This window comes from Leisingera sp. ANG-M7, assembly GCF_000813965.1.
Taxonomy (GTDB): Bacteria; Pseudomonadota; Alphaproteobacteria; order Rhodobacterales; family Rhodobacteraceae; genus Leisingera.
The window spans coordinates 1-9,638 of record NZ_JWLI01000042.1 but is presented as its reverse complement, the minus strand read 5'-3'; the positions used below and the strand labels follow the sequence as shown (position 1 = coordinate 9,638).

7 protein-coding genes are annotated in these 9,638 nt (G+C 68.2%); 4 read left to right on the top strand and 3 right to left on the bottom strand.

The features are described from left to right. Window positions 1-137 precede the first annotated feature (137 nt). Window positions 138-1,640 carry a sugar transporter gene (locus RA26_RS21820; protein WP_241482716.1) on the top strand — a complete coding sequence of 501 codons (1,503 nt, stop codon included), beginning with the start codon at window positions 138-140 and terminating at the stop codon, window positions 1,638-1,640. Window positions 1,641-1,678: 38 nt separating this feature from the next. After that, on the top strand, window positions 1,679-2,332 hold the full coding sequence (locus RA26_RS21815; protein WP_039187543.1) for an ABC transporter ATP-binding protein: 654 nt from the start codon (window positions 1,679-1,681) through the stop codon (window positions 2,330-2,332). An 88-nt stretch (window positions 2,333-2,420) separates the two neighbouring features. Here RA26_RS21815 and RA26_RS21810 read toward each other — a convergent pair whose 3' ends face one another. Continuing rightward, window positions 2,421-3,182 carry a hypothetical protein gene (locus tag RA26_RS21810; protein ID WP_039187541.1) on the bottom strand — a complete coding sequence of 254 codons (762 nt, stop codon included), beginning with the start codon at window positions 3,180-3,182 and terminating at the stop codon, window positions 2,421-2,423. A gap of 70 nt (window positions 3,183-3,252) precedes the next feature. Next, the gene (locus RA26_RS21805) at window positions 3,253-5,145 is read right to left on the bottom strand and encodes a glycosyltransferase (RefSeq protein WP_039187539.1); all 1,893 of its coding nucleotides are present in this window, start codon (window positions 5,143-5,145) and stop codon (window positions 3,253-3,255) included. A 191-nt stretch (window positions 5,146-5,336) separates the two neighbouring features. Between RA26_RS21805 and glf the strand changes: the two genes are divergently transcribed. Beyond that, a complete protein-coding gene (glf, locus tag RA26_RS21800) occupies window positions 5,337-6,509 on the top strand; it encodes a UDP-galactopyranose mutase (RefSeq protein ID WP_039187537.1) in 1,173 nt (390 codons plus the stop codon). A gap of 9 nt (window positions 6,510-6,518) precedes the next feature. On the opposite strand, the gene RA26_RS21795 is transcribed toward glf, so the two are convergent. Further along, the gene (locus RA26_RS21795; RefSeq protein ID WP_039187536.1) at window positions 6,519-7,706 is read right to left on the bottom strand and encodes a peptidase G2 autoproteolytic cleavage domain-containing protein; all 1,188 of its coding nucleotides are present in this window, start codon (window positions 7,704-7,706) and stop codon (window positions 6,519-6,521) included. Window positions 7,707-7,976: 270 nt separating this feature from the next. Between RA26_RS21795 and RA26_RS21790 the strand changes: the two genes are divergently transcribed. Continuing rightward, window positions 7,977-9,638 (top strand): M10 family metallopeptidase C-terminal domain-containing protein (locus RA26_RS21790; RefSeq protein WP_039187535.1); only part of this gene is annotated, 1,662 nt, incomplete at its 3' end.

Below are 9,638 nucleotides of genomic sequence, written 5' to 3'. Positions count from 1 at the left end.
GGCGGGGAAACCGGGGCTGGGACCGGGGCGGAAGGAAGGCTGGCCATGAATACCCATTGTGATTACATGTGCGGCGGCGGTACTATGGCGCAAAGAAAAGCCGGTGACAAACAGCAGCGCAGCAGGACAGGCCACTCATGACACAGAAAAGCCAGGCGGCACAGGCCGGCGGATCCGGCCCGCAGGGCGGGACCGGCAAGGACAGCCAGGAGCCGGCCGCGCGGCGGCTGCATCTGACGGACCCCGGAGCGGGCCAGCCCAAGCCTGAAGCCAAACCGGGCCCCAAGCCCGGCGGCGGCGCGGCACCGGGGCCGGGCCCCGGCGCGGGACAGGGCGGCGCGGGGCCGAAACCGGGACCGAAGCCCGGACCGGGGCAGGGACCGAAGCCCGGGCCGGGCCCAGGCGGCAAGCCGCCGCTGCAGCAGATGCGCGAGCGGGCGGAACGGGCCGAGGCCGAGGCCCGGCAGGTCCGGTCCGAGCTGGATGCGGCGCGGGCTGCGGCCTATCCGGTGGCCGGCCCGGCGCGGATGCAGCCCCGCCACCGGGGGCTGATCGCCAGCTTCGCGCTGGCGGTGCTGCTGCCGCTGGCGGCGGCGGTCATCTACCTGTTTGCCTTCGCCGGGGATCAGTATGCCTCCACCGCGGGCTTCACCGTGCGCAGCCAGGAAAACTCCGGCGCCCAGGACCTCCTGGGCGGGCTGGCCGCCTTCACCGGCACCTCCAATGCCTCCGACAGCGATATCCTCTACGAGTTCATCCAGAGCCAGGAGATGGTCAATGCGGTGGAGGCGCAGGTGGGGCTCCGGGCGCATTACACACGAGGCTGGCCAAGCGACTGGGCCTTTGCGCTGTGGCCGGAGGCCAGCGCCGAGGACCTGGCCTGGTACTGGCAGCGCGTCGCACGCATTGCTTTTGACAGCAGCTCCGGCCTGATCGAGGTGCAGGTCACCGCCTATGACCCGGAGACCGCGCAGGCCATCACCCGCACCATCCTGGAAGAAAGCCAGATCCGCATCAACGCGCTCAACGAGCAGGCCCGTGCCGATGCGATGCGTTATGCCGAAGCCGATCTGGCGGAGGCGGTGGAGCGGCTGAAGGAAGCCCGCGAGGCGCTGACCCGGTTCCGCACCCGCACCCGCATTGTCGATCCGGAGGCCGACATCCAGGGCCGCATGGGGGTGATGAACAACCTGCAGCAGCAGCTGGCCGAGGCGCTCATTGAATACGACCTGCTGGCCGGCACCGTGGCCCCCGGCGACGTGCGGCTGAAGGCCGCGCAGCAGAAGATCGGGGTGATCCGCGACCGTATCGACATCGAGCGCCAGACCTTTGCCTCCGACAACACCGAGACCGGCGCGGTGGGCGAGGACTACCCGACGCTGATTTCCGAGTTCGAGCGGCTCACGGTGGACCGGGAGTTTGCCGAGGAGGTCTACCGCGCGGCGCTGACGGCGCTGGAGCTGGCGCGCGACGATGCCGCCCGCCAGAGCCTGTATCTGGCCGCCTATATCAAGCCGACCCTGGCCGATGAGTCCGAATACCCGCGCCGCTTCATGCTGAGCGGCCTGGCCGGGCTGTTCCTGCTGCTCAGCTGGTCGATCGGGGCGCTGGTCTATTATTCGGTCCGTGACCGCAGCTGAGACGGTGCGCAAGGGGCAGGGCGCAAGGGGGCAGGGGAATGATCCGGTTTGAGAACCTGACCAAGAGCTTCTGGCTCAAGGGCGAGCGCAAGGTGGTGATCGACGATCTGAGCCTGACGCTGCCCGCGGGCAAGTCGCTGGCGCTGCTGGGCCGCAACGGGGCCGGCAAGTCGACGCTCCTGCAGATCATCGCAGGCACCATGCGCCCGGATTCGGGGCGGGTGGTGTCGGACGGCACGATCTCCTGGCCGGTGGGGCTGGGCACTTCGTTCCACGGCGATCTGACCGGCGCCGAGAACGTGCGCTTCATTGCCCGGATCTACGGGGTGGACACGGCGGAGCTGGTGAGGTTTGTCGAAAACTTCTCCGAACTCGGGAAGTTCTACCATATGCCGGTGCGCAGCTACTCCTCCGGCATGCGCTCGCGGCTGACCTTCGGCGCTTCGATGGGAATCCGCTTTGACACCTATCTGGTCGACGAGGTGACCGCGGTGGGCGATGCCGCCTTCCGCCGCAAGAGCCAGGCGGTGTTTGCCGCGCGGATGAAGGAGGCCAGCGCCATCATGGTCAACCACGCGATGCCGCAGCTGCGCCAGTTCTGCGATGCGGGCATGGTGCTGGAAAACGGCAAGATGCAGTATTTCGATGACCTGGAAGAGGCCATCGCCCTGCATGAGGCGCAGCTGAGATAGGCCCTGACAAGGCCCTAATAAGCCGCTTTGGCGCAGCTGCCGCCAAAGCAGCCGCGCCAAAGCGCTGGCGAATGAACGGGTCCTGGCCTTAGAGATCCCAGCCGAGTTCGCGGGCGCGGCGCACGTATTCTTCGGCTTCCAGCTGCCGGTACAGCTCTTCGGCCCGCGGCGACCACAGCGCCGCGCGGTCGATGTCCAGGCCAGTGGTCTTGGTCTTGGTTTCCGCCTGCAGGGTCGCCTCGCGGGCCGCCCTGCCGTCGCTGGCGCTGGCGCCAAAGGCGGTGGCGAGGCGGGCGGCTTCTTCCGGGTCTTCCAGCAGCCGGTCGAAGTTCAGCATATAGTAGAGCCCCGGGCTGTGGCGGGTGAACAGCGGCTCGTTGCGCAGCAGGCTGCTGCCGATCATTTCTGCGAAGATCGACATATGGGCCGGGCCGTGCCGCTCCAGGTAGGTGCAGAATGCCTCGGCGTCACCGGCCACGGCGCTGCGGGTCAGCCAGGGGACGTCTTCGCGGCGGAACCGGAAATCGACGAATTCCGACATCAGGGTCTTGCGCGGGTGCCGGTAGGCGCAGACGTGCTGGAAGTCGGGGTAGGTCCAGCCCAGCAGCGGCAGCGGGAAATGCCCGAAGGCGGCGTCGCCGTCCCGCATCCGCTGCAGGGTGATGGTGAACAGCTGGTTTTCCCGGGCCTCTTCCGGGAGCCGGGCATTGGTGCCGAGATCCAGCTTGCGGGTGTTGAGGACAAAGTTGCGCGCAACGTGAAAGCCGGTGTTGTTAAAGCCGATGCGGCTGAAGAAGTCGGCCAGGAAATAGGTCCCGGCCTTGGGGATGGTGTAGATGTAGAGTCTCATTGCTGTCCGTGGGTGGCTGTCCGTGGCATTGCGTTTCGGTCGGTGCTGCCGGCACGGGGTTTCCCCCGTTTCAGGCGGCTCTTTTCTGCGTCCCGGCCGCCTGCGGCTCCTGGTCCTGGCGGGCAAACACCGGTGCCCACCAGCCGGCCTTGCGGTAGCGGGCGATCTGCCCGGCCCAGCGGCTGCCGGCGCTGTCGCGCTCGCGGCGGTAGCGCAGCGCCAGCTTCAGGGTCTTGAGCATCCGGCGCCACAGCTTGCCGCGGTCGGGCATGAATTCCAGGTGGAAGCTGCGCGGCCCGTTGGTGAGCACATAGGCCTGGCCTGCGGTGTTGCGCACATGGGCGTCGCTGTCCATCAGCACCGGGCGGCCGCGGCGGCGGTGCGGGCCAAGCCCGGTGCGCAAGAGGCTGGCGGCCTGGGCCAGCACCAGCTGCCGCATCCGCTGCGGCGGCGGCGGCTTGGCGCCGGGGCTGAGCGGGCGCATCTGCCACTCCGCGTTGTCCAGCTTCTGCGGCGCATTGGCCTTGGCCAGCGCCATCACCGCCTTGTGGGTGTCCTCGGGATCGGCCGCGAACAATGTGTCCGGCCCGGCCAGGAAATCCTCCACCGCCCGCAGCCGCAGGTCGGCGGCCATGTAGTTGTGGGTCAAGAGCGCGCTGGTGATCAGCCCCAGCACATGCGCCAGCGGCAATTGCCGCACCTTGCCGGCATAGGTGGCGCCGAAGATCAGCCGGTTGCGCAGGTCGTAGTAGTCCTGCCAGCCCGAGGGCTTGGCGTAGAACGGCTCGTGCCAGACGGCGATGCCGGGCAGGGTGACCGTGGGCACGCCGCGGGCGGCCAGGCGCTGGCCGTATTCGAAGTCATCGCCGCGGATGAACACCGGCGCCGGCAGTTCGGCGGCGCGGCACTGTTCCAGCGGCAGGATGCAGAACCACCAGGCGTTGTAGTCGGTGCCGGCCGGCTTGTTGAAATAGTGCAGCTGGGCGGGGTCGGCGAGATCGACATTGTGGCAATAGGGCTCAATGCGGTTTTCCGGGCGCAGGAAGGCGCCGGCCTCATACATCACCGAGGGCCGCATCGCATCCAGCATGCCGGCGCCGAGCGCGATGTCGCGGGCGGCATAGTCGAGGAACCGCAGCGCCCGCAGGATCATGCGCGGATCAAGCACGATGTCATCGTCCATCATCAGGTGGTGGCTGGCCGGCTCGCCAGCGTTCAGCGCCTCGTCCAGCGAGCGGGTGAAACCGCCGCAGCCGCCAAGGTTGCGCTGCCGGATGCTGTGCACCTTCGGCGCCTCCAGCAGGCTGCGGATGGCGGGGGACTGGAACGGCTGGCCCTGGTTGACCACATAGACGGCGCGCAGCGCCTCCTGCTGCTGCGCCAGGGCGGCGACCTTTTCCAGGGTGCGGGCAAAATAGGCTTCCTGGTTGAAGGTGCACAGGCCGATGGAGAGGGTGGCCTGCCGCTGCGGCGGGGCAGGGGTGGCAAAGGCAATGGCGGCGATGCGGCAGGGGCCCTGCGCCTCAACTTCGACGAAGAGGCGGCTGCTGGCCTGCTGCAGCGGCGCGGCCTGGCCGCGCGGCCGCGGCGGCAGCTGCAGCAGGTAGCTCCGCAAGCCGGATCCGCCGATCTCTTCGCTGCGCAGTATGCGCACGCCCTGGCCGGTGTCCTCGAACACCCGGATGGCGGCCTGCCCCTGCAGGCGCACGGTTACCGCAATCTCCTCAAGCGCGGTGAATTCCTCCCAGTAGCTGCGGTAGAAGGATCCGAAGAATGTGTCGGTGGACAGGATCTCACCGCTGTTCAGCCGCTGGTCGAGGCCGCCGTCCGCAGCGGGCGGGGAAACCTGCACCTGGAAGCCCCGCTGCGGGTTGTGCAGCCTGAGGTAGAGGTCTTCGGGCTGGCCGCGTTCCGGTGCGAGGGTGTGTTGCAGGCTGTACAGTGTCATCCAGAGGCCATTCATTCTCGTTACAAGGAGAGGAGCTGCAAACAGGCAGCCCGGGGCGGTGTGCCGTTAGTGTTGTCGGTCTCCGATTTCGCCCGCGTTGTCAACCGAAGCGGCCGGCGAAGCTCCACCGTCAGCGGACCGGCCGGCTTGCGGTTCCGGGGAATATCGCCTTTAAGCGGGGCAAAGGCTGCGAGAGGATGAGACAGATGACGGCGGGCAAATTTCTGATGGTGGGTGCAGGCCTCTCCGGTGCGGTGATCGGCCGCCACCTGGCCGAAGCCGGGCACGCGGTTACCGTGATCGACAGCCGGGACCACATCGGCGGCAACTGCCACACCGAGCGCGACGCGGACACCGGCGTGATGGTGCATGTCTACGGCCCGCATATCTTCCACACCGACGACGCCGAAGTGTGGGATTATGTGAACCGCTTCGAGACGTTTCTGCCCTACAAGAACCGGGTGAAATCGACCACCCGCGGGCTTTCGGGGGAGCAGGAAGTGTTCTCGCTGCCGGTGAACCTGCACACCATCAACCAGTTTTTCCGCAAGACGATGCGCCCCGAAGAGGCGCACGGCTTCATCGTCAATGAGCAGGCCGACACCTCGATCGAAAATCCCGAGACCTTCGAAGAGCAGGCGATGCGGTTTGTCGGCAAGGATCTCTATGAGGCGTTTTTCAAGGGCTACACCATCAAGCAGTGGGGCATGCACCCCTCAGAGCTGCCCGCCTCGATCCTGAAGCGGCTGCCGGTGCGGTTCAACTACGACGACAACTACTTCTTCCACCAGTTCCAGGGGATGCCGGAGAACGGCTATACCGCGATGATCGGGAAAATCCTCGATCATCCGGGCATTTCGGTCAAGTTAGAGACTGAATTCACCCCGGAGATGGGGGCAGAATACGATCATGTGTTCTACTCCGGGCCGCTGGATGGTTACTTCGGCTACGAGCTGGGGCGGCTGGGCTACCGGACGCTGGATTTCGAGCGCTTCACCCATCAGGGCGACTACCAGGGCTGCGCGGTGATGAACTACGGCGAGGAAGAGGTGCCGTACACGCGGATCACCGAGCACAAGCATTTCGCGCCCTGGGAAAGCCATGAGGGCTCGGTCCTCTACCGCGAGTTCTCGCGCCTGGCAGAGCCCGGCGACATTCCCTACTACCCGATCCGCCAGGTGAAGGAGAAGGAACTGCTGGCAGCCTATGTGCAGCGGGCAGAGGAGACACAGGGCGTCACCTTTGTGGGACGGCTTGCCACCTACCGTTACTTGGACATGGATGTGACCATCCGCGAAGCGCTGGACGCGGCGCGCGGTTTCGCCGAATGCCTGGACAAGGGCGCAGCGGCACCGGCGTTTTTTGCCGCACCGCTCTGAGCCGGGGGCTCAGCGCACCAGCCACTCCGCGATCTGCGGGCCCGCCTGCCGCATCCGGATCCAGCGGGCCCCAGCGGGCTGGCCCTGGCGCAGGCGCAGCTTGCCCACCAGCCCCACCAGCGCCCATTCCGGGCGCTGCGCGCGCGGCACATAGACCCGTGACGCATCATAGGCGGGGTTTTGCTGCGGGCGGCCGTCGGCACCCCGCAGCAGCGCGCCGTAGGGATCGCGCAGCCAGCGGTGCTTCCATGCATCCATGTCGCCGTCGCCCACCACCGCCGGATTGGCGCTGATCACGCCGATCGGCTCCTCGCCGGCTTTTGCGGGGCGTATTTTTTCGCCCTCCAGCACCACGGAGAGGCCGCGGCGGTCTGCGCCTTCGGGGTTGCCGTCACCCCATTCGAACCATTCGGCATAATCCGCGCCGCCGCCGGACCAGGCGCCGGAGCAGCTGCCGTTGCCGTCGGCGCCCAGCCGGAAATCCGGGCTGGCGCCGCCATCGCCTGCCAGCAGGTAATCATCGCTGCTGCCCCGGATCTCCAGATGCGCCGCCGGGCTGGCGGTGCCGAGGCCTGCGCGGCCTGCGGATGTCAGCGCCAGGGCGGTGCTCCAGCTGCTGCCATCGCCTGACAGTTTCACCGCAAAATCATCAGTGCCGGCCAACCCCATCTCGGCGCGGCCGCTCCAGTTCGACTGGAACAGCAGCGATGCGGTGTCAGCGCTGGCGGCTTTGTTGATCTTCAGCTGATGGCCGGCGCCTGCGTGGCTCAGCAGGGTTGCCGGGCCGGAGACGGCCAGCGGGTTGGCGGCGTCACCCGCGGTGCCGACCCCGAGATGGGCAAGGTTCTGGGTCTCGGCGGGCGGCAGGGTCCAGGCGCTGCCGGTCCAGACCCTAAGCTCCTGTTCCGCGATGCCCCAGGCGCGCCAGCCGGGCAGGGGGGAGAGGAACATCCAGCCCTCGCCCTGCCAGACGGCGATGGCGTTGCCCTGGCCGGCCCAGGCGCCCGCCGGGCTGGATGCCAGCACATGGGTCTCGCCCGGGGCAGGGCTTGCGGGGGGCGTCACCGCATCGAAGGCTTCGGCGCTGAGCTGCACCAGCGCATCCAGCATCTGCAGCGCCTCATTATGGGTCACATGTTTCTGCGCCTGGCTCGGCATCAGGTAGGGCAGGGCGAGAATCGGCGAGGCCTGGGTCATCGGCGGGGCTCCGGCATGGGAAAACGGGATGCCGCCCAGAGTGCCAGAGCCGCGTCAAGACGGCGCTAACGGGGCGTACGCTGCTTGCGCAACACCCCGGCAGAGGGCGGATACGGTCCTGCTCTGTTCCCGGCTTAGTCCCTTCCTGTTCGTGCAATTGTCCTCAATCTGTAAACAATGTCCCCGGTTTTGCCCGATTTGCCGCCCGCTTTGCGCCGCCTGTGCCCGCCAGGTTCAACTTCGGGTTCAGCGGCGCATGGGAGCGGCACGATGGCATTGGCATTCACGGGACGGTTCGGCACGGACGACATGATTTTCGGCACCGATCTGCGCGATCTGGAGATCACGGTGCAGAACGGCCAGGCCACGCTTTATGCGATCAACGGCCTGAACGGCGGCATCAGCCGCTGGCAGCTGTCCGGCACCGGCGGTGTGCCGCAGCTGGCGGGCCAGCAGCTGCATGGCCAGGCCTCCTTGCGCACCGGCAATTTCGAGCTGGCGGAGATCGGCGGGGATGTGCGGCTGCTGCAGGAGGGGACCAGCGGCGGCGGCCTCAGCTATTACGCCCTGGGCAGCGGCGGCAGCCTGGGCAGCCAGCAACAGCAGGCGCTGGCGGGCGCGGATGCGGGCGGGCTTGGCGCGGTGGCGGCGCTGCAGCTGGCGGGTGGCACTTCGGCGCTTTATGCGGTGGGGCTGGCGGGCGGCAGCTTGCAGGGCTGGCAGCTGGATGCGGATGGCGCGGTGCAGGCGCAGGCTGGCCTGGGCGGCGGTGTGCAGGCCTATCAGCTGAGCGCATCGGCGCTGCTGTCCACGGTGCAGACCGCGGAGGGGGCGGTGGTGCTGGCAGCCGATGCCGGGGAGTTGCGCGGCTACAGCGCCGATGCGGCGACCGGCGCGCTCACCCCGGGGGCGGTGCTGGGCGCGGGGCAGGGGCTGTCTGTCTCAGGCATCACGGCGCTGGAAAGCTTTGAGATGGATGGTAAGGCCTGGGCTCTGGTGGGGGCGGCGGGCAGCAGCTCGCTGACGCTGGTTGAAGTGGACGCGGCGGGCGGGCTGCAGTTCCGGGCGCAGCTGCAGGACAGCACGATGACCCGCTTCGGCGGGGTGTCGGCGCTGGAGACGGTGCGGGCGGGGGAGCACCTGCTGGTGCTGGCGGCGGGCAATGACGGCGGTCTCAGCCTGTTCACCCTGAGCCGGGGCGGCGAGCTCATCCATGTGCAGAGCCTGGAGCATATGCCCGGCCTGGGGCTGCAGAATGCCACTGCGCTGGAGGCGGTGGTTGCGGGCGGCCAGCTGCAGGTCTTTGCGGCGTCGGGCGCGGAAGGCGGCATCAGCCGGTTCACCCTGCCGCTGGCGGAGCTGGGGATTGTGCGCCAGGCCGGAGCAGGCGATGCGCGGCTCGATGGCGGCGCTGCAAATGACGTGCTGGAGGGCGGCGCGGGGGCGGCGGATCTGTACGGCCATGCCGGCGATGACGTGCTGGTCTCGGGCGCGGGCGGCGGGGAGCTGAACGGCGGTGCGGGCGCCGATATCTTTGTCATTGCCCCGGTGTCTGACCCGGTGTCCGAGGCGGTGACCGTGCGCGATTTCACCCCCGGCGAGGACCGTCTCGACCTGTCGCTGTTCGAGGGGCTTTACAGCCCGGCCCAGCTGCAGAGCCGCGGCCGCAGCTATGGCATCGACCTGGAGATCGGCGGCATGCGGATCGCGGTGGCCCGGGACGGCGGCGGGCGGCTGGAGCTGGAGGATGTGTTCGGCCCGGCGCTGCAGTTCGAATTCCCGCAGCGCCAGGGGCTGGGCGAGACCCTGCCCGGCGGCGGCTTCTACGGCACCGCCGGGCATGATGCGCTGCAGGGCACCGGCGGCGATGACGGGATCTCCGGGCTGTCGGGGGATGACACGCTGTCCGGGGGAGCCGGGGCGGATACGCTC